Annotated in this window: 20 protein-coding genes and 1 pseudogene; 11 read left to right on the top strand and 10 right to left on the bottom strand. The window is 59.6% G+C overall.

Features of this window, described 5'->3' with window-relative positions; all coding sequences use genetic code 11:
- Positions 1 to 181 (top strand): annotated as a pseudogene (locus tag GM668_RS26650) (IS1595 family transposase); the annotation flags it as partial.
- A gap of 141 nt (positions 182 to 322) precedes the next feature.
- On the opposite strand, the gene GM668_RS26655 reads toward GM668_RS26650, so the two are convergent.
- On the bottom strand, positions 323 to 1,087 hold the full coding sequence (locus GM668_RS26655) for an SDR family NAD(P)-dependent oxidoreductase (protein ID WP_155442012.1): 765 nt from the start codon (positions 1,085 to 1,087) through the stop codon (positions 323 to 325).
- Positions 1,088 to 1,199: 112 nt separating this feature from the next.
- On the opposite strand from GM668_RS26655, the gene pyrF reads away from it, so the two are divergent.
- Entirely contained in the window at positions 1,200 to 2,021 is an 822-nt protein-coding gene (gene pyrF, locus GM668_RS26660; RefSeq protein WP_170305857.1) for an orotidine-5'-phosphate decarboxylase, read from the top strand.
- Positions 2,022 to 2,058: 37 nt separating this feature from the next.
- On the opposite strand, the gene sbcB is transcribed toward pyrF, so the two are convergent.
- Positions 2,059 to 3,504, bottom strand: a complete 1,446-nt coding sequence (gene sbcB / locus GM668_RS26665) for an exodeoxyribonuclease I (protein ID WP_155442013.1) — start codon at positions 3,502 to 3,504, stop codon at positions 2,059 to 2,061.
- A gap of 62 nt (positions 3,505 to 3,566) precedes the next feature.
- Positions 3,567 to 4,532 carry a GGDEF domain-containing protein gene (locus GM668_RS26670; RefSeq protein WP_170305861.1) on the bottom strand — a complete coding sequence of 322 codons (966 nt, stop codon included), beginning with the start codon at positions 4,530 to 4,532 and terminating at the stop codon, positions 3,567 to 3,569.
- 96 nt (positions 4,533 to 4,628) lie between these two features.
- On the opposite strand from GM668_RS26670, the gene GM668_RS26675 reads away from it, so the two are divergent.
- Positions 4,629 to 5,402, top strand: a complete 774-nt coding sequence (locus GM668_RS26675) for a helical backbone metal receptor (RefSeq protein ID WP_155442075.1) — start codon at positions 4,629 to 4,631, stop codon at positions 5,400 to 5,402.
- 38 nt (positions 5,403 to 5,440) lie between these two features.
- On the opposite strand, the gene GM668_RS26680 is transcribed toward GM668_RS26675, so the two are convergent.
- The 3 genes from GM668_RS26680 to GM668_RS26690 all read right to left on the bottom strand — a co-directional run bounded on the left by GM668_RS26680 (position 5,441) and on the right by GM668_RS26690 (position 8,353).
- Positions 5,441 to 5,800 carry an HPF/RaiA family ribosome-associated protein gene (locus GM668_RS26680; RefSeq protein ID WP_155442015.1) on the bottom strand — a complete coding sequence of 120 codons (360 nt, stop codon included), beginning with the start codon at positions 5,798 to 5,800 and terminating at the stop codon, positions 5,441 to 5,443.
- Between the two features lie 170 nt (positions 5,801 to 5,970).
- On the bottom strand, positions 5,971 to 7,230 hold the full coding sequence (locus tag GM668_RS26685; protein ID WP_155442016.1) for an MFS transporter: 1,260 nt from the start codon (positions 7,228 to 7,230) through the stop codon (positions 5,971 to 5,973).
- 100 nt (positions 7,231 to 7,330) lie between these two features.
- Positions 7,331 to 8,353 carry a CDP-6-deoxy-delta-3,4-glucoseen reductase gene (locus tag GM668_RS26690; protein ID WP_155442017.1) on the bottom strand — a complete coding sequence of 341 codons (1,023 nt, stop codon included), beginning with the start codon at positions 8,351 to 8,353 and terminating at the stop codon, positions 7,331 to 7,333.
- Positions 8,354 to 8,366: 13 nt separating this feature from the next.
- On the opposite strand from GM668_RS26690, the gene GM668_RS26695 reads away from it, so the two are divergent.
- From GM668_RS26695 to GM668_RS26705, 3 genes are all read left to right on the top strand, one after another.
- Positions 8,367 to 9,263 carry an SDR family oxidoreductase gene (locus GM668_RS26695; RefSeq protein WP_155442018.1) on the top strand — a complete coding sequence of 299 codons (897 nt, stop codon included), beginning with the start codon at positions 8,367 to 8,369 and terminating at the stop codon, positions 9,261 to 9,263.
- A 42-nt stretch (positions 9,264 to 9,305) separates the two neighbouring features.
- The gene (locus GM668_RS26700) at positions 9,306 to 9,566 is read left to right on the top strand and encodes a hypothetical protein (protein WP_155442019.1); all 261 of its coding nucleotides are present in this window, start codon (positions 9,306 to 9,308) and stop codon (positions 9,564 to 9,566) included.
- Between the two features lie 255 nt (positions 9,567 to 9,821).
- A complete protein-coding gene (locus GM668_RS26705; RefSeq protein WP_155442020.1) occupies positions 9,822 to 10,067 on the top strand; it encodes a hypothetical protein in 246 nt (81 codons plus the stop codon).
- A 65-nt stretch (positions 10,068 to 10,132) separates the two neighbouring features.
- Here the strand turns inward: GM668_RS26705 and GM668_RS26710 are convergent, their stop codons facing one another.
- From GM668_RS26710 to GM668_RS26725, 4 genes are all read right to left on the bottom strand, one after another.
- Positions 10,133 to 11,071 (bottom strand): glycine-rich domain-containing protein, encoded by a 939-nt coding sequence (locus GM668_RS26710; RefSeq protein ID WP_155442021.1) that lies wholly within the window; start codon positions 11,069 to 11,071, stop codon positions 10,133 to 10,135.
- 239 nt (positions 11,072 to 11,310) lie between these two features.
- A complete protein-coding gene (locus GM668_RS26715) occupies positions 11,311 to 12,372 on the bottom strand; it encodes a glycine-rich domain-containing protein (RefSeq protein WP_229499954.1) in 1,062 nt (353 codons plus the stop codon).
- Between the two features lie 124 nt (positions 12,373 to 12,496).
- Positions 12,497 to 14,299 (bottom strand): sensor histidine kinase, encoded by a 1,803-nt coding sequence (locus GM668_RS26720; RefSeq protein WP_155442022.1) that lies wholly within the window; start codon positions 14,297 to 14,299, stop codon positions 12,497 to 12,499.
- Between the two features lie 181 nt (positions 14,300 to 14,480).
- Positions 14,481 to 16,253, bottom strand: coding sequence for a glutamine--tRNA ligase/YqeY domain fusion protein (locus GM668_RS26725; RefSeq protein WP_155442023.1), 1,773 nt, complete (start codon positions 16,251 to 16,253; stop codon positions 14,481 to 14,483).
- Positions 16,254 to 16,385: 132 nt separating this feature from the next.
- On the opposite strand from GM668_RS26725, the gene GM668_RS26730 reads away from it, so the two are divergent.
- The 5 genes from GM668_RS26730 to GM668_RS26750 all read left to right on the top strand — a co-directional run bounded on the left by GM668_RS26730 (position 16,386) and on the right by GM668_RS26750 (position 19,804).
- A complete protein-coding gene (locus GM668_RS26730; protein ID WP_155442024.1) occupies positions 16,386 to 16,679 on the top strand; it encodes a DnaJ domain-containing protein in 294 nt (97 codons plus the stop codon).
- A gap of 77 nt (positions 16,680 to 16,756) precedes the next feature.
- Positions 16,757 to 17,263 (top strand): hypothetical protein, encoded by a 507-nt coding sequence (locus tag GM668_RS26735; RefSeq protein WP_155442025.1) that lies wholly within the window; start codon positions 16,757 to 16,759, stop codon positions 17,261 to 17,263.
- Positions 17,263 to 18,039 carry a hypothetical protein gene (locus GM668_RS26740; protein WP_155442026.1) on the top strand — a complete coding sequence of 259 codons (777 nt, stop codon included), beginning with the start codon at positions 17,263 to 17,265 and terminating at the stop codon, positions 18,037 to 18,039. Before GM668_RS26735 ends, GM668_RS26740 begins: the two co-directional genes overlap by 1 nt.
- Positions 18,039 to 18,911, top strand: coding sequence for a hypothetical protein (locus GM668_RS26745; RefSeq protein WP_155442027.1), 873 nt, complete (start codon positions 18,039 to 18,041; stop codon positions 18,909 to 18,911). The genes GM668_RS26740 and GM668_RS26745 overlap by 1 nt, the downstream gene beginning before the upstream one ends.
- A 2-nt stretch (positions 18,912 to 18,913) precedes the next feature.
- Positions 18,914 to 19,804 (top strand): transporter substrate-binding domain-containing protein, encoded by an 891-nt coding sequence (locus GM668_RS26750; protein ID WP_155442028.1) that lies wholly within the window; start codon positions 18,914 to 18,916, stop codon positions 19,802 to 19,804.
- Positions 19,805 to 19,823: the final 19 nt, after the last annotated feature.

Consider the following 19,823-nt stretch of genomic DNA (forward strand, 5'->3'; position numbering starts at 1 on the left):
AAACGTGAACGCGTACCACAGCCGTTTCCGCAACTGGCTGCACCGGTTCCACGGCGTCGCCACGCGCTACCTGCCCAATTACCTGGGCTGGCGCTGCGTGCTTGATGCAGGCCGCATCGATACCCCCGAAAGTATGCTGAAAGCAGCGATTGGGCACTTTCCACGGTTTGCGGTGACATAGCCTAAAAAAAAAGCCCGCTATCGCGCGGGCTTGAAACTATTTTCTTGGAGGAGAATAGTGGAGACAGGTGTAATTATGTTGCATCGCCACATATATGTCTAATTTCATGTTCCCATACCAGACATATTAAAAAGTAATATCTCACTCGCGCACAGGCACCGTGTAGTTCAGCGCGAGGCGGCCGCCATCGACAAACAGCGTCTGGCCCGTCATATAGCTGGCGTCATCGCTGGCCAGGAAGGCGGCAATCGACGCGACTTCTTCGGGTTCGCCGCAGCGGCCCATCGGCGTGCGGGACAAGATCGTGTGGCGCGCTTCCGGGCTGCCCAGCACGGCTTTCTTGGCCAATTCCGTCAAGATGGTGCCGGGGCCGATACCATTGACGCGCACCCCGTGCTGCGCCAGGTTCAGCGACATGACTTTGGTCAGCTGGTTGATGCCGCCTTTCGACACGACGTATGGCACCTGGTCAGGGATCGCCAGCTCGGAATTCACGCTGGACATATTGATGATGCAGCCGCTTTGCTGCTTGACCATCACGCGGGCGGCAGCCTGGCCGCACAGGAACATGGATTTCAAGTTAATGCGCAGCACGCGGTCGAAATCGTCTTCCGTCAAGTCGAGGAAATCCGCCTTGTGCGTGACGCCGGCATTGTTGATGAGGATATCGATGCGGCCAAACACGGCCAGCGTTTCCGCCACCAGGGCGTCGACATCGGATTTTTGGCTGACATCGGCGGTAAAGAAGCGGGCCTGGTCGCCCAGCGCTTCGGCAGCTTGCGCGCCTTCCGGTTTGATGTCGACCAACATGACTTTGGCGCCTTCGGTAATCAGGCGTTGCGCGCAGGCCAGACCGATGCCTTGTGTGGCGCCGGTCACGATCGCTACTTTATTGGATAGTTTCATTCGCGCGTCCCTTATGTGAGTTGGTGAGTTGTATAGCGGAATTTTACCCCAGCGATCCGTTGGACTGGCCGGGTTATAATGGCGGGTTTGCAACTGAAAAAGGAGGGGTGTCGTGACTTTTATCAATAAATTGAATGCCGCATGGGCGAGCAACGACTCCCTGCTGTGCGTGGGCCTGGACCCGGACATGGACAAGCTGCCAGCGCAATTCCGCAACCAGCCGAACGGCATCTACGAATTCTGCAAGGAAATCATCGATGCGACGGCCGACCTGGCGTGCTCGTTCAAGCCGCAAATCGCTTACTTTGCCGCGCTGGGCGCCGAGCGCCAGCTGGAAGACATTTGCGCCTATGTGCGCGAAAACTATCCGCACATTCCGCTGGTCATGGATGCCAAGCGCGGCGACATTGGCGCCACCGCGCGCCAGTATGCGCGTGAAGCGTATGACCGCTACGGTGCGGATGCCGTGACCGTGAATCCTTACATGGGCTTTGATTCGGTCGAGCCGTATATGGAATGGGCGGACCGTGGCGTCATCATCCTGTGCCGCACGTCGAATGCCGGCGGTTCGGATTTGCAATTCCTCGATGTGGGCGGCAAGCCGCTGTACCAGCACGTGGCCGGCCTGGTGGCCAACAAATGGAATGCCAATGGCCAGTGCGCACTGGTGGTGGGGGCGACGTTCCCGGAAGAATTGGCGCAAGTGCGCGCCATCGTGGGCGACATGCCGCTGCTGGTGCCGGGTATCGGCGCGCAAGGCGGCGATATCGCGGCCACCGTCAATGCCGGCCGTACGGCAGCGGGTACGGGCATGATGATCAATTCGTCGCGCGCGATTTTGTACGCGGCGCCGAAAGCCGGTGAAGACTTTGCCGCGGCAGCCCGCCGCGTGGCCGAAGAGACGCGCGACGCGATCAACCAGTACCGCAAATGATCGCTAGGGCGGGTTTTAAAACCCGCCCTAGGGAATCTCAATACCGCTGCGGGGCAATCATCTCGGCATAGTCGTACAGCGCCCCCAGCACTTCTTCGCCACGTTCATCGACGGTTTCCGACAACTGGTCGATTTCCGTAAACAGCTGCTCCACCGTGCGCGACCCGCCGGCGCCCTCAAACAGGCGCGCCGCCCGGTGCTGTTCCCACTGTTCCATTTCGTGCTCCGACAGCGTATGCGGGAAATTGCGTGCGCGGTAGCGGAACACCAGTTCGGCCAGGCGGCCATCTTCAAATGGCGGCGTGCGGCCCGCCAGCTGCGCGGCAGGCAGCCGGCGCAAGGATTCCAGCTGCCGCCGGTCCGCACTGCCAACAAAACCGCCATACAAATCTTCATCGACATCCACGTCGCCCGCATCTTCCTTGCGGAAAATCTGCGCCCACAGCGCCGATAAATCCGGCCCCGTCGCGGCAATGTGCGCGTGGCGGCGGCCCGTTTCCAAATCCATGCCCCAGCGCTCCGCCATCGCTGGCGACAGGGTCTTCAAGTTCGATACCAGCATCGGCGATTTATTCAAGTGGATGCTCTTGATCGGCAAGCGCGCCACGCCTTCCGGCAAGTCTGCACTGCGCGTAAACATGCGCATGCGCACCGTGTCGGCATCCAGCCCGAATAACTCCGTCGGGTCATATGCGCAATCCCATACCAGCACTTCATTCTTGTTGGCCGGGTGCGCACCCAGCGGTATCACCAGCGCCATGCAGCCGCGCTCGGCCGGGAACATGCCGGACACGTGCAGGAATGGCTGGCGCATGGCCGGCGCCACGTGCATGCCGATTTCATCGGCCACGCGGTCTTTCTTGTGCAGCGCCAGGCAAAAATCAAACAGGCGCGGCTGCTTCGAACGGATTAGACGGGCGAGGGCAATGGTGGCGCGTACGTCGGACAGCGCATCGTGCGCCGCTTCGTGCACCAGGCCATTTGCGCGGGTCAAGTCTTCCAGGCGGAAGCTGGGCTTGCCATCCGGTTTCACGGGCCATTGCATCCCTTCCGGACGCAGCGCATACGTCATGCGCACGACGTCCAGCAAATCCCAGCGGCCGCACTGGTTTTGCCATTCGCGCGCATAAGGATCGATCAGGTTGCGCCAGAACAGGAAGCGCGTGACTTCATCGTCGAAGCGGATCGTGTTGTAGCCGACGCCGATGGTGCCCGGCGTGGCAAACGCTTGTTCAATGGTGGCAGCGAACTGGTGTTCCGGCACGCCTTGTTCCAGGCATTGCTGGGGCGTGATGCCGGTGATCAGGCACGCTTGCGGATCGGGCAGGAAGTCCGGCGCAGGCTGGCAAAACAGCATGATGGGATCGCCGATTTCATTCAGTTCCGCGTCGGTGCGGATCGCTGCGAACTGGGCAGGGCGGTCGCGGCGCGGTTGCGCGCCAAAGGTTTCATAGTCGTGCCAAAGGAAGGTGTGCGTGCTCATAATCTGTGGGAAAGCGGTTGTGCGGCGCCATCATACGCGATCGGCGCATCACGCTGCCACTTTCACGCTGCCACTACGCGATTACGTCCCGCTTCTTTTGCGCGGTACAGCGCCGCATCCGCACTGGCGATCAGCGCCTGCTCATCCTGTCCCTCGGCCAGGCTGGCCACGCCCAGCGATGCCGTCAAGTGCGGCATCGGCAGCCGCATGTCGTGGAAGACCACGGAATTGCGGATGCGGTCGCACAAGCGTTCCGCCACCACGACGGCCACGTCGGCGCCCGTATCCGGCAACAGCACCATCATTTCTTCGCCGCCATAACGCACGGCGAAATCCGATGGCCGCAATGCATTGCTGATGGCTTGTGCGGCTGCCCGCAGCGCCTGGTCGCCCGCCAGATGGCCGTGGCTGTCGTTGAATTTCTTGAAGTGATCGAGGTCCACCATGATCAGCGACAGCGGCTGCTCGACGCCGTGCGCCTGGCCCACCATTTGCGGCAGCAATTCATTAAGCCACGCCCGGTTATATAAGCCCGTCAAGCCATCGACCATCGACATTTGCCGGTAAAACTCGCCCACCTTTTGGCGGCGGCGCAATTGCGCATTGGCGGCGCGGATGCGGAACGACATCAGGCGCAGCAGGTTGCGCGCCATGCCATTGGATTCATCAATGAGTTTCCATACGGTGCCGGCATCGATGGCCAGCACGTCGGAATCTTCCAGCGCCGTGATGGCGGACAAGTTCGCTTCTTCATCCACCACCGTCTGTTCGCCCACGCTTTCTCCCGGCAAGATCTTGCTGACGCTGCCGTCAGTGGTGTTGGTGCGGAAATCCGTCGCCACCGACAACGCGCCGCGCAGCACAATAAACAGGGCGCGGGTGGCATGCGTCAGCGGCTGGCCCTGCCCGACATGGATGATGGGGCAGGGCGCCACCAGCTTGCGCACGATGGCCTGATCGGCGCCCTGGAACAGCTGGATTTGATCGATGGAATACGGGGAGGCGCTGAACGTCGTGGGCTTCAAAATATTTACCTGCGGAAAAGATCGTTAAATGATATCCGATGCTGGCGTGCAGCGGCCCAGCTGTGTTTCAATACCGCCACGAACATGATCAACCCAACAATGATTTATACCGACGCCATCGGGCAGACTTTTGCCCCCGCGCCCGGCGCACGCATCGTGTCGCTGGTGCCATCGATCACGGAATTGCTGTGCGACCTGGGCTTGGCGCCGCAGCTCGTGGCCCGCACGGGTTTTTGCATCCACCCAGCCGACACCGTGCGCGCTATCCCGAAAGTGGGCGGCACCAAGGATGTGAACCTGGACAAAATCCGCAAGCTGGCGCCGACGCACGTGGTGGTCAACATCGATGAAAATGAAAAGCCCACGTTCGATGCGCTGCGGTCATTTGTGCCGAACGTGGTGGTCACGCACCCGCTGGCGCCGCTGGACAATGTGCCGCTGGCCCGGCTGATGGGCGGCATTTTTTGTGCCGAAGACAAAGCGCATGCGTGGTGCCAAGCGTTCGAACAGGAATACGCGGCACTGCAAGCGATGCCGAAAGCCCGGCCGCAAACCGTCCTGTATTGCATCTGGCAAGACCCGTGGATGAGCATTTCCGCCGATACGTATATTGCCCGCATGCTGGCGGAAATCGGCTGGCGCATTCCTGACCTGGGGGCGGCCCGCTATCCAACCTTTGAATGGAATGAAGCGCTGGTGGCGGGGATCGACCAGGTATTGCTGTCTTCAGAACCGTACCGTTTCACGGAAGCGCACGCCGACGCATTGGAAAAGCAGATCGGCAAGCCGGTGCAGCTGGTCGATGGGGAAATGATGTCGTGGTATGGCAGCAGGGCGCTGCAGGGATTGCGGTACTTGCGCGGATTACCGTAAAACCAAAGGCCGCCGTTGTCCGGCGGCCCTGTCCATGATTAAGCTTCTTCCTCGTCTTCGATTTCAGGCGCGACCGGTGCACGCTTGTGGTCGGAGCGTTTGCCCAGAGCACTGTCGAGAGCGCGTTTGAGTTTGTCGGCTGCGCCGTTGATGGCTTGATGCAGGGTGGCTGCGTGGTCGCTCACTGCGACAGGTTGCAGGCCGTTGACACGGGCTTCCATCAGGCAACGGTTGTCGCCGTCCAGGGATTTTTCTCCCTTGTTGTCGCTGAGGTGGACTTCGACACGGCTGATGTGTTCAGAGAACCGGCTGATGGCAGTTTCTACGACAGTTTGTACGTGGCTATCGAGGCCGGCATGACGTTCAATGGTTTTATCGCAATTGACGTTGATCTGCATATACTGCTCCCGTTTGTTCATCAATACAGCACCGGAAGATGACCGGCGTGTGAACCCATCTTACTCCTTTTGGTACCCAGCGCCAATTTAGTGCAGTGTGGAACTCAGGAATTGCCCCAGACCGGTGCGCAAGCCTTACAATTGAAAAGTTGCCCGGGATGCAAAGCCGCTTAGGCCGCAGCGGATTTTTCGTCCGCTTCGCGCTGTGCGTGAGGGAAACGGTCCATGCGCGACAGCACCGGGAACCACACGCTCCACAAGCCTGTCACCACGAGGGTGGCGATGCCGCCGAAGATGACGGCGCGCGTCAAGCCAAACCAGCCCGCCGTCACGCCCGATTCAAATTCGCCCAGCTCATTGGAGGCGCCGATAAACACGGCATTGACGGCGCTGACGCGGCCGCGGATCGCATCCGGCGTCTCATATTGCACCAGTAAGTGGCGCACATAGACACTGATCATGTCGCCGGCGCCCATCAGCAGCAGCGCTGCCACGGCAACGCCAAAGCTGGACGTGGCGCCCAGCACCACGGTGCACACGCCGAACGACGCCACGCCGCCAAACATCCACGCCCCCACGCGCCGCGTGATGGGGAAGAACGCCAGTGCAATCGAGCACAGCGCCGCGCCGGCGCCAGGCGCCGTGCGCAGCAAGCCCAGTCCGCCCGGGCCTACATGCAAGACGTCGGCTGCCAGCGCCGGCAGCAACGCCGTGGCGCCGCCGAACAGCACGGCAAATAAATCCAGTGAAATGGCGCCCAGTACGATGGGGCGCGATTTCACGAAGCGCATGCCTTCCAGGACGCTGTGCCACGTGGCCGGTTCTTTGCTGATGGTTTGCCTGGCGGCTTTGGTCATCCACATCAGCACGACGGACAGCGCCAGCAGGGCGGACGAAACGACAAACACCGTGGTGGCGCCGTAGTAGTACAGCAAGCCGCCCAACGTCGGGCCGAGGATGACGGCCACGTGGAAAGTCGAGGAATTCAGTGCGACGGCTTTGCTGAAACTGTCGGCCGGCACCAGGTTGATCACCATGGCTTGCGACGCCGGCGTCATGAACGCGCGGGCCGTGCCAAACAGGGCCAGGATGGCAAACACGGGCCACACGGTTTTTGTGCCGCTCAGCGTAAAGGCCAGCAACAGCAAACCACACAGCAATTGCGCCGTGATGCACAGCGCGACGATGTCGCGCCGGTTGCGGCGGTCAGCGATTTGTCCGGCAGGCAGGATGAACAGCAGGAAGGGGGCGAATTGCGCGAGGCCAATCAAGCCCAGGTCAAACAAATTGCCCGTCAGCGCATATACATGCCAGCCTATGGCCACGTGCTGCATTTGCACGGCCAGCGTGCCGCACAGGCGGGCCGACAGGTAACTGGTGAAATTGCGGTGTTTGAGGACGGACAGACCGGTAGAGTCGAAGGCGGGCATGGCAGGCTGGACAGGCGGGACAAGCGTGATATTGTGCCTGATATCGCTAACTCGTGCTGACGCCGCCGCGGGCGCCAGCACGTGCGTACTTAGTGTGTACTTACTTCGCCAAATCCGCTTCCGTCGTGAATGCATCCGCATAGAACTCGTCATCCGGCAGCTTGCACTGGGCGACGAAGTCGGCTTTGGCGGATTCCACCATGACCGGTGCGCCGCACGCGTACACTTGATGGCCGGACAGGTCTGGCAAATCCGCCATCACGGCGTGGTGCACGAAGCCGGTGCGGCCCGTCCAGTTATCTTCCGGCAGCGCATTCGACACCACCGGCACGTAGTCGAAGTTCGCCTGCTTGGCAGCCCACTCGCGGCACTGCGCATCCATGTACAAGTCTTGCGGACGGCGGCCGCCCCAGTACAAGACCATCTTGCGGGTCGAGCCGATCTGGTTCAAATGCTCGACAATGGCCTTGATCGGCGCAAAGCCCGTGCCGGACGCCAGCAGCACCATGGGCTTGTCGCTGTCATCGCGCACGAAGAACGTGCCCAGCGGGCCTTCAAAGCGCAAGATGTCGCGCTCTTTCATGGTCGAAAACACTTGTTCCGTGAAGAAGCCGCCCGGCATGTGGCGGATGTGCAGCGAAATCGGGCCATTGTCAGGCGCCGTCGCCATGCTGTAGCTGCGGCGCTTGCCGCCTGGCAGCATAAATTCAATGTATTGGCCGGCGCGGTATTTCAAGCTTTCATTGGCAGGCAATTGCAGGGTGATGACCACTACGTCCGGTGCGACTTTTTCAATGGCCGATACGCGTGACGGCATTTTCTTGACAGGGTAATCACTGCTGCCCGCCACTTCGCGGGCTTCAATTACGAGGTCTGCATGCGGGATGGCGCAGCAGAACAGCGACATGCCGGCCGCCGCTTCTTCTTCCGTCAGCGCGCGCTGCTGGTGCGGCTTGTGCGTCACATTGCCGGAAATGACTTTGCCTTTGCACGAACTGCACGCGCCATTCTTGCAGCCGTACGGCAAACCCACACCGGCGCGCATGGCGGCAGCCAGGATGGTTTCATCTTCGTCGCAAGTGAATTGGTGGCCGCTCGGCTGAACAGTAATCTGGAAAGTCATACAATCCTTACTTATGAAAAACGTCAACGTTAATAAATTTGCCCGCCCGCGCTTGCTGGTCGTCGGCTGCGGCGATGTCGGTATGCGCTTGCTGCCACTGGTACGGCACGCGTTTCGCGTCATTGCCATCACCAGCCAGCCGGAGCGCTGTGCGCAATTGCGGGCTGCCGGCGCCGTGCCGCTGGTAGCCAATCTGGACCACCCAGCAACCCTGCGCCGCCTTAAAGGGCTGGCGCGCCATGTCGTGCACCTGGCGCCACCGCAGCCCGCAGGCCACACGGATGAGCGCACGCGCCATCTGACCGCCATTTTACCCGAGCGGGGGCGGCTGGTTTACATCAGCACCACCGGCGTTTATGGCGATTGCCAGGGGGCGTGGGTCGATGAAAGCCGCCCCGTTGCCCCGCGCAATGCCCGAGCCATCCGCCGCGTCGACGCGGAACAGGTATTAAGAAAGTGGGCGCGGCGCAGCGGCAGTGTGCTGTCGATCTTGCGCGCACCGGGCATTTATGCGGAAGACCGCTTGCCGCTGGAGCGTTTGAAAGCAGGTACGCCCGCGCTGCGCGGCGAAGATGACGTGTACACCAACCACATCCATGCAGACGACTTGGCGCGGGCCATAGCGCGGGCGCTGTTCAAGGGGCTGCCGGGCAGGGTGGTCAATGCGTCCGATGACAGCGACATGAAGATGGCGGAGTATTTCGATGCGGTGGCCGATGCGTTTGACTTGCCGCGGCCGCCACGGCTGCCCCGTGACGAATTGCGACAAGTGGTTACTCCCGCACTGCTGTCGTTCATGTCGGAATCGCGGCGTTTGCGCAACAACCGGCTGAAGCACGAACTGGGATTGACGTTGCTTTATAAAAAGGTTGTGGATTGTCTACAACAACGAAAGCCTGGCGTCAGGTAGGTGGAGCATAATCAATTCCACGACGTACTTGCTGGAGAGCATATGCAAACCATTCCGCATCCTACGAAGGAACAGGTTCGCTTATATATGATGTTGCGTGGCAGGGCTCATCACCCGCCGCCAGCGCCGGATGAAATCCGGCGCCAGCTGGGCTGGAGCTGGCGTTGTGAAGATGCTACGCCTTGCCTGATTTTCCCGTCGCCCCAGTTTGGCTTGTTTTTCCCCGGCACCCTCGCACAGTTGAGCGCTGCCTTGGCCGTGGAGTGGATGTTTGTGGCGTCCGGCTTCTATGGCCGGCACTGACAAATCGATAACGAAAAACAACGATTCCGTTATTTAACAATTCCTACCACAGCTGGCAAGTGAGAAATCTATCAAATTCTCACAAATTTCTCGCTAGATTAGCCTATAAGCAATAAAAACGTGTATCATACGGGTCATGTGCTATAAAACATAGCAAAACCCCCTATGTAGGGTAGCGCTCTACCGTATTTATTCCGTTAAATATTTTGTGAAAGTGTGGCCTTTGTACAACATTGGCTGCTAGGGAAAAGACAAATGACTACCTCTCTCAAGGAAATCACTTCTTCGGCTACGTACAACCCTAACCGTGTACTGGACGCGATCATTGAAAAACTGCAGCTGAAAAATGACGCAGCGCTGTCGCGCGCATTGGAAGTGGCGCCGCCGGTGATCAGCAAGATTCGTCACAACACGCTGCCAATCGGCGCAACCATCCTGATCCGTATGCACGAAATCAGCGATTTCAGCATCCGTGAACTGCGTGAAATGATGTCCGCCTGATTTGGCGTATCGAAAAGCAACGGGCCGCTACCTAAAACCAGTAGCGGCCCGTTGTTGTTTTTAGATCAGGCTGCAGGCGTCAGGCGCGGGCGCTCGACGTACATATCCGCAACACTGCGGGCCGATGCGCCAGGTACGCCGGAGTAGGCCGTTTGCGCGGCGGGCACGCCGGAGTAGGCGGTTTTGGCCTGGGCCGTTGGCACACCCGAGTACGCTACGGCCGGCACGCCCGAATAAGCGGTTTTGGCTTGCGCGGCAGGCACGCCAGAATAGGCGGTTTTCGCCTGTGCCGTTGGCACGCCGGAATACGCTGTCTTGGCTTGTGCGGTAGGCACGCCAGAGTAGGCTGTTTTCGCTTGTGCAGTCGGTACACCGGAATAGGCCGTCTTGGCTTGTGCAGTCGGTACACCGGAATAGGCTGTCTTGGCTTGTGCAGCCGGTACGCCAGAGTAGGCTGTTTTCGCTTGTGCAGTCGGTACACCCGAATAAGCCACGGTTGGCACACCAGAATAAGCCGTCTTCGCTTCAGCGGCTGGCACACCGGAATAGGCAACGGTAGGCACGCCGGAATACGCTGCGTCGGCTTGCTGGGTTGGCACGCCCGAGTATGCTGCTTCCGCTTTCAGATAACTTTCGCCAAACGTTGCTTCATACAGTTCGCGCATGCGGTCGCCCACACGGTGGTGTACTTCTTCATCCTCTTCGCCGCGCAAGCCGATGTAGGGGAAGTGGTGCAGGAAATAGCCAAACACGGCTTCGCAGTCAGCCGCATACTTCATCGTGTCCAGGATGTGGTAGTGCCAGAATGTATCGACATCCATCAGCGGAGCAGTCTGCTCATGCGGGAATGTCTTCATCAGGTACAGGAAACGGCGGTATTCGAACTCCACCGCATTAGCTTTTTGCAAAGACCAGCCTTCACCGGACGCTTCGTGCATCAGTTTGACTTTGATCGGCTCCAGATCGAGGTCGGCAATGGCTTGAAAGCTTTCTGCTGAAATCATGAGTGACATTCCTTATAAAAGGTTCAGTTGTCGGAATTGGATCGATGCGGATGTTGGCTGCGGCGGCCGGCGCGCTCTGGCTCACATTTTGGGAACAAGAGTTGATTCGTGTCAACGAAATCTAGTATAAGCAGACTGTTGTAGATTGCAAGCGAGGGGGTTCAATCGTGCGTAGGGGAAAAAATACTTGTGGGAACAAAGAGTTATTGTTCCCACGTCCCTACTAAAAGACTAGTGAATTAAGCGGTTACGGGCAGGCGTGGACGAACAGTATAAAACGCTGCCAAGTCTTGCTTGCCGCTGGCGATGCCGGAATACGCCGTTTGCGTGTTGCCTTGTTCGGCCATGCCTTGTGCCGCGATGCCGGAGTAAGCGGTTTGTGCTCCGCCCTGTTCAGCGTTGCGTTGTGCGGCAATGCCGGAGTAGGCGGTTTTCGCAGCAATGCCGGAATACGCAGTTTGCGCACCGGCCTGTTCAGCCTTGCCTTGCGCAGCAATGCCCGAGTACGCGGTTTTCGCGGCAATGCCGGAATACGCCGTTTGTGCACCGGCCTGTTCAGCCTTGCCTTGCGCAGCAATGCCCGAGTACGCGGTTTTCGCGGCAATGCCGGAATACGCAGTTTGTGCACCAGCCTGTTCAGCCTTGCCTTGCGCAGCAATGCCAGAGTATGCGGTTTTCGCGGCAATGCCGGAATACGCAGTTTGTGTACCAGCCTGTTCAGCCTTGCCTTGCGCAGCAATACCCGAGTACGCGGTTTTCGCGGCAATGCCGGAATAGGCAGTTTGTGCTCCAGCCTGTTCAGCGTTGTCTCGTGCAGCAATGCCCGAGTAGGCGGTCTTCGCGGCAATGCCGGAATAAGCAGTTTGTGCGCCAGCCTGTTCAGCCTGTGCGGCAATCCCCGAGTATGCCGTGCCGGCCGTAGCGCGGATGTATTCTTCGCCAAACGTTTCTTCGTACAATTCTTTCATGCGCTGGCCGACGCGGTGGTGCGCTTCTTCATCGGCTTCGCCGCGCAGGCCGATGTACGGGAAGTGGTGCAGGAAGTAGCCAAACACGGCTTCGCAATCAGCCGCATATTTCAGCGTATCGAGGATGTGGTAGTGCCAGAACGTGTCAACATCAACCAGCGGCGCTGTCTGTTCATCCGGATATTTCTTCATCAGGATCAGGAAACGGCGATATTCGAATTCGATCGCATTGGCGCGTTCGAGGCTCCAGCCTTCACCAGATTCCTTGTGCATCAGTTTGACTTTAATCGGTTCCAGGTCCAGTTCCGCAATGGCTTTGTAAGCGTCGTTCATTAGTTCGTTCCTTTCAGTTGTTGAGCAGGGGCACTACAGGAAGGATTCTTGTCTTATTGGAACGACTGGAACTTGATATGCATCAACATGCATTCAGGAAATTCTTAATTGCAACAGAATTGTCCTATACGAATTGCTCAATGCGGGGATAGGCCGCGCCTGCCTGCAGCAGCGGCGCCGACACCTTGATCACGGTGCCTTTGCCCGGTTCGCTTTCGATGGCGCATGTGCCGCCCAGTAAATTGATGCGTTCTTCTATGCCGACCAGCCCGAACGAGCCGAACTTGTTGCGGCTGCGTGCATGCAGGCCCACGCCGTTGTCGCTGATCGTCAGGCTCAGCATGCTGTTTTCCTGGCGCAGTTCGACTTTGACGACGCTGGCATGCGCGTGCTGGGCCACATTGCTCAGCGATTCCTGCAAAATGCGGAAGTACGCGATAGCGCAATGGTCATCGATGCCATCGTCGCCGCCGCTTTCTATGAATTCACAAACGATGCCCGAGCGTTGCCGGAATTGGGCGATTTGCCATTCCACGGCTGCGCCCAGTCCCAGGTCCAGCACATTGGGCCGCAAATCATTGATGATTTGCCGCACGCTGCGGATCGTGTGGTCGATTTGCGCCAGCGTCCAGCGCGCCCGCGCATGCAGGCGGGGATGGCGGTGGCTGGTGCGGGTGGCCAGCACGTCTGCTTCAATGCGCAGCGCCAGTAAATTCTGGCCCAGGTCATCGTGGATTTCGCGGGCAATGCGTTTGCGTTCTTCTTCCTTGATCTGTTCCGCATGGGCTGCCAGCCGGCGCAGTCTCAGGTGCGACAATTGCAGTTTGGCCTGGCTGTCGCGCAACTCTTTCGTCATCAGCTTGGCCATGCGGATAGCCCGCAGCCGCGACGACGACAGCGTATGGAACAGCGCGTAAATCAGCATCGAGCCGCCCAAGCCCGTCAGCAATGCCAGCCAAGGCAGGAATTGGTCATAATGCGAATACAGCGCTTGCCGGGGCGCCGTAAATTCCGCGCGCCACACACGGCCATTGAAGTCGATCGGCAACATGTAGTGGAGCGTATCGTGGTCGTCCGGCCCGGCTACGCCCATTCCCTTGCTGTCGAACAGCAAGGTGTGGCCGCCATCGGAATCCTGGTCGCCGATATCTTGCAGCGTCAGCCGGGCATTACGCACCGGCATTTCTTCCAGGGCCCCCAGGACCAGCCGGTAGACGGAAAATCCAATGCCGACCGAGCCTACGTAGGCGGCACGGCGCTGTTCCACCGTGGCCAGCGGCAGGTTGGGGCGGTAAACCGGCATCCGCATGGCCAGCACCGCATCGCGGTCACTGGCGTCAAAACCGATCGGCACGCCCGAGGCAGTCAGTGCACCCGTATCGCGTCCCCGCGCCAGCGCCTGGGCCACCACGGCGCGGGACGCGATATCAATGCCGAACTTTTCTTCTTGCCCGGCCATCGGTTCCATCAGCGTGATGATGGCAGCATCGTGGTCCGGACCGGGCTGCCGGGCTGGCAAGTCCGGGCCGCCGTCATCCCGTCCATGGATGGACAAACGCTGGCCTAGCGTGGCGCGCTGCCCGGCCGGCACGTGCTGCGCATAGTTGATGCTGGTGATGGCGGGGAAATTGCGGGGCAAATCAAGCCCCTTCACATAACGGTGAAAACCATCGCTGGAAATGGTTTCAGCACTCTGGAAATAGCTGGCCGTACCCCGCAACACATCCGTGTAGGCTTTGATCGCGTTGCTAATGATGTACTGGCTGCTGCGCGCATGGTTGCGGAAGCGGCTGTTGACTTCACTGTCCAGGGATTTTGCCGTCGCGCCATACAGCAGTACCCCCACGCCCAGCGACAGCAGGACACCGGTCCACCATAGCGGCTTGGTGGGGGCGAACAACTCTTTCTGGACCAATTTCAGGGGCATAAGGCTGGCCTAGCTCATCGGCAGGCAAAATTACTCGGCGCAAATAAGTTGCATAATATATAAGCTGGTTGCAACTGGGGTCAAGAATATTCTTGACAATTCGTTACAAAAAGTATGCTGTCTATGACAAAGGGTAGAAAAAAACCGCCTGAAGAGGCGGTTTTGGCCAGAATGGGTTGGGTTACTTCGCGGCGAAACTGTCTTTCAACGTCACGATGCGGTTGAACACGGGTTTGCCTGGCTGCGAATCCACGCGGTCGGCCACGAAGTAGCCATGGCGCTCGAACTGGTAGCGCTGGTCGCCCACGGCGTTTTTCATGCCTGGCTCCAGGTAAGCCGTGACGGTTTCCAGTGCATTCGGGTTCAGCGCGGCCATGAAGTCCTTGCCGCCCGCATCCGGCTGCGGATCTGTGAACAGGCGGTCATACAGGCGCACTTCCGCCTCCAGCGCGTCAGCGGCGGACACCCAGTGAATGTTGCCTTTGACTTTGTAATTGTCGGAACCCGGCGTGCCGGATTTGCTGTCCTCGAAGTACTTCACACGCACTGCCGTGACGTTGCCGTTTTCATCCTTGTCGTAACCGGTGCATTCAGTGACGAAGCCGTGGCGCAGGCGCACGCGGCTGCCTGGCTGGTCGCCCACCGGCGGCGTGTAACGGAAGTAACCTTTGGTTGGGGTTTCCATGAAGTCGTCCGCTTCGATCCACAGTTCGCGCGTGAAGTTGAACTGGCGCGTGCCCATTTCCGGATGGTGCGGGTGGACCGGGCACGAGCATGGCTCGCTGGCGTCGGCCGGGAAGTTTTCCACGATCAGCTTCAAGGGACGCAGCACGGCGGTGGCGCGCGGCGCTTTCGGATCCAGGTCTTCGCGCACGCAGCCTTCCAAGGTGCTCATGTCGATCCAGCCGTCCGACTTGGTGACGCCGATGCGTTCCGCGAACAATTGGATGGATTCCGGCGTGTAGCCGCGGCGGCGCAGGCCGACAATGGTGGGCATGCGCGGATCATCCCAGCCCGTCACGACGCCGTCCTCCACCAGCTGGCGCAGCTTGCGCTTGGACGTGATCACGTACGTCAGGTTCAGGCGCGAAAATTCATACTGTTTCGGCACGGGCAGCTTGAAGAAACCGCCTTTCGACAGGGTTTCCAGCAGCCAGTCGTAGAACGGGCGGTGGTCCTGGAATTCCAGCGTGCAAATCGAATGCGTGATGTTTTCCAGCGCATCGGAAATCGGGTGCGTGTAGTCATACATCGGGTAAATGCACCAGGCATTGCCGGTACGCACGTGGTGTTCGTGGCGGATCCGGTAAATCGCCGGGTCGCGCATATTCATGTTCGGCGACGACATCGCATCTTCGCTGATTTTTGCGCGCAGGATGTGCTCGCCATCCTTGTATTTGCCCGCTTTCATGTCACGGAACATTTGCAGCGATTCTTCGCGCGGACGGTTGCGGAACGGCGAATTCACGCCCGGCGTATTGAAATTGCCGCGGTTGGCCGCCATTTCCTCGGCGCTCTGGCTGTCCACGTAGGCATAGCCTTGGTTGATCAGGTATTCGGCCATTTCATACAGTTGGTCGAAATAATCGCTGGCATGGTGCAAGTGCACTTCATTGCCGTTGGGGCCTTGCCAGTTCCAGTCAAAGCCCAGCCACTTGACGCTGTCAATGATGGTATCGACGTATTCCTGTTCTTCTTTTTCCGGATTGGTGTCGTCAAAGCGCAGGTGGCAGCGGCCGTTATAGTCGCGCGCCAGGCCGAAATTCAGGCAAATCGACTTGGCGTGGCCCACGTGCAGGTAACCGTTGGGCTCTGGCGGGAAGCGGGTGATGACGTTCGGCAAGCCTTCGCGGGTGTGGGTACCCGCCGCCAAGTCATTTTCGATAATGGCGCGCAGGAAGTTCGATGGCAGCGCAGGGGCCGCTGCAGCGGGATTTTTTTTGTCGTTACTCATGTAAAAGTGAGAAAAACCGGATTTTTTGAAAGCGAAATGGTACGCATTTTACCGTACCGGCCACCCCGGGCGGGACGGCATATGCTTTTCTGTAGGATAATTCGTCTTTATAACATCACGGGAGCTTCCTGAATGGAAAACTACTATCTCGTGCTCGGCGTCGCGCCCAACGCCTCTGACGAGGAAATCAAGAAGGTTTACCGCTCGCTGGCGATGCGCTACCACCCGGACCGCAACCAGGAGCCTGGCGCGGACGTGCGCTTCAAAGCCATTGCCAAGGCGTACGAAGTGCTGTCGGACCCGGACAAGCGGTCCGAGCACGACCAGAGCCTGAATCACCGCATCATTATCGATCCGGAGGCGGAAGCGTACCAATTGTGGCGCGGCATTTTCGGCGTGCACGGCGTGACAATTCCCGTCGCGTAAGCAAGACAACATGAAGTCGCGGCGGCGCGGCGGCGCAGCCGCTTGCTCGCCTTGCAATATTTGAAAGAGCAAAAATTATGAGAAGAGTCCACCCTGAATTCGCCTACCAGGCGCGCGAACTGGAAGGCCAGATCGAAGGCATCCTCGGTGACCCGCCAGACCGCAAGAATTACAAAATGATGCTGGACGCGCTGGTGTCCGAGTACGCGCAAGGCGGCGGCATTGAAGATGTCAACATGATGGCGTTTGCGCTGGTTGACTACATCAAGTTCGACAATCCGAAAGCCATGGTGGCGGAAGCGCAAGATTACGAAGATGGCGACCCCGCCCGCGTGTTCGCGCTGGCGTCGTGCCCGGACGGCATGGCGGCAAAGATGTATGCTGCGATAGAAGAGAACTTCCCGGAAATCGGCCGCCAGGCCGTGATTACCGCCTTCCTGCACAAGCACCCGCGTATGTGGGACGACGACGATGTCTCGCTCGACCAGCTGGCTGCCGGCGATGAAGGCGACGATGAAATGGAAGACGAGGGCGAAGTGACTGACGACTTCGCGAACATGTTTGACCAGGAAGGAGACCATTGATGTCCGACAAAAATCTGCCAGCCATCAGCAAGCAGGTAACGGAACTGGTGCTGGCCGGCTCGCTGAGCCATGCGGAACAGGCTTTTGCCGACGCGGCCGACCAGTTTGGCGACTACGCAGTGGCCGAAGTGCTGTCGACCATCCCGCCGCAAGTGACGGCGCTGCACATGGCGGGTTTTGACGGCGGCAAATTGTCGCTGACGACCCTGCTGGTGCCGCCGAAGGCGTGGGCCGACAGCCTGGCATTCTTTGCCGCGACGTTCCAGGACGACTTGATCGAAGATGATCCGGAACGCTTGGCCGAGCAATTGTTCGCGCACATCCATGGCGTGGTGTTTTCCACGGAAGACCAGGAGCGCCGCGAAGCGTTGCTGCAGGAAGCGTCCGCGACCGATCACGGCTGCACCGCATTTGCCGTGCTGTTCTCGCTGGCGCCAAAAGAAATCCTGGAACTGGCCGGTGAAATCATTTCAAAAGGCCCGTATGTGAGCGGTCAGACCACGTCGGATAACGACGTGATCCCGCTGGCGCTGGAATTGGCGAAAGCATCGGAAGATGGCTGGGACCGCGCGCTGTTCGAACTGTTCCCGGACTTCCGCCACAGCGCCGACCTGGCTGACGCGGAATTCTCTGACGACCCGGATGAAGAACCGAAATTCCTGCAGCGTACCACCCGTGAATTGCTGTACCGGCTGCGCAAGCAAGTGCCAAGCACGCGCAGTGCGCCGAAAGCGGCCAGCGGCCGCCGCAGCATCGGTACGGGGATCTTCTCCTGATGCTGCCCGCACTCGTCAAGGAAAGCCTGCCGCGGCTCACGCGCGCCATCAAGCTGTTGCCGGGAGATCCACGCCCGGATGCGGCCTTTATTCTGGCCGACGAACTGACCGGCATCACGGCCATGGTGGCGGAAAAGTTCACCAACGAACGCACGGCCGACGGGATCCAGCGTGCGCTGCATCTGACGGTGGGCGGCGTGTCGCTGGGGCTGGAATCCGTGCTGGCCGTGGATTCCGATGAAGCCGCGCTGGACTTCCTCGTCGATAACGGCGCGGAAGCGGCATTCCAGGCAGGTTTTCGCCAGATCAAGGAATTGGCGCAAATGCCGGAAGATACGCTGGTGGGTGAATATGACAACGATCCCGTCTATGCGCAGCGCCGCTTGCGGGATTTGTTTGTCGACATTTGCCTGGCCGATCCGAACCAGAACTGGTCCGGACCGGAACGCTTTGAAACGCAACTGAAGCAGCGCAAGGAAGTGCAGGCCATCGTGCGCCTGGCCGGCTGGCTGCGCCGCCACAACGACGGCGGCGCCATCAATGATGCGGACTTGAATGCGGAAGGCGTGATTGCGCTGGCGATTATCTTCGCTGTCGAAGGGGGCGGGCGCATCGTGGCGCGCACCGGGCAAAAAGAGTTTGAACGTTTCGTCAAATCCGTGCGCAAGAACAAACCGGATTACGAAGCAGGGTGGGCCGAGCTGGTGGCGAAAGTACCGGCGCAGCACCATCCGGTACTGTTGCAGCGCATCGAGTCGTACCGCACCTCGTGCACCGTGCTGCAAAACATCCCCGGCCGTACGGCCATGAAAACCCTGTTTGCAGAGCTGGAAAATTACGCCGGCTCGGAACTGGAAGCCGACTACGACTGATCATGACGTCTGGCGCCGCCCACCTTCCCAAGCTTCCACGCCGCACCGTGTTGCGGCTGGGTGCGGGAGTGGCGGCGCTGGCGGCCTGTCCGGCCATCATCGCGCAGGCGCCCGTCGCGGTGCGCTGTCCCTACATTGGCAACGATATCGACCAGGTCAGCTTTGACATGCTGCGCCTGGCGCTCGGCCATGTTCCCGGCAACTTCACGTTCCATACGCGGCCGCCGCGCATGGAACGGGGCCGCGCCCTGCATGAATTGGCGCGCGGTGAATTCCTCGACGTTGCGTGGGCGGTCACCAGCCGCGAGCGGGAAGCAGCGCTGCTGCCCATCCGCATCCCGCTGGACCGGGGCTTGAGCGGCTGGCGCATTTGCCTGGTGCGGCGTGCCGACGTGGAACGCTTTGCCGCGGTCGATCAGCTGGCAGGGCTGGCGCGTTTCCAGGCAGGACTGGGTTACGACTGGGTGGAAACTTCCGTGCTGCGCGCAAACGGCTTGCCGGTCGTGACGGGCAACAATTCCGATAGCCTGCCCGCGATGCTGGCCGGACAGCGCTTCGATTACTATCCGCGCCCGCTGCGGCAAGCGTGGGTCGATTTGCAAAAGTACCCGAACCTGGCGTTGGAAGTGGAGCCGCACTTTGCACTGCACTTCCCGTCCGCACTGTACCTGTTCGTCAATAAAGCCAATACCGCGCTGGCGGACTTGCTGCTGACAGGCTTGCGCAAGGCTATCGATGACGGGACGTTTGAAAAATTATTCACTGAGCAGTACAGCGCTTACCTGCAGCGCGCCGCGCTGGGGCAGCGCCGCGTCTTCCATCTTGAAAATCCTTCATTGACGCCGGACACGCCGCTGGCGGCGCGCGAACTGTGGTATTTTCCGCCACTGTAAGCCATAGCCGTAGTTCGCA

Origin of the sequence: Pseudoduganella ginsengisoli (assembly GCF_009720865.1) — a bacterium.
Lineage (GTDB): Bacteria > Pseudomonadota > Gammaproteobacteria > Burkholderiales > Burkholderiaceae_D > Rugamonas > Rugamonas ginsengisoli.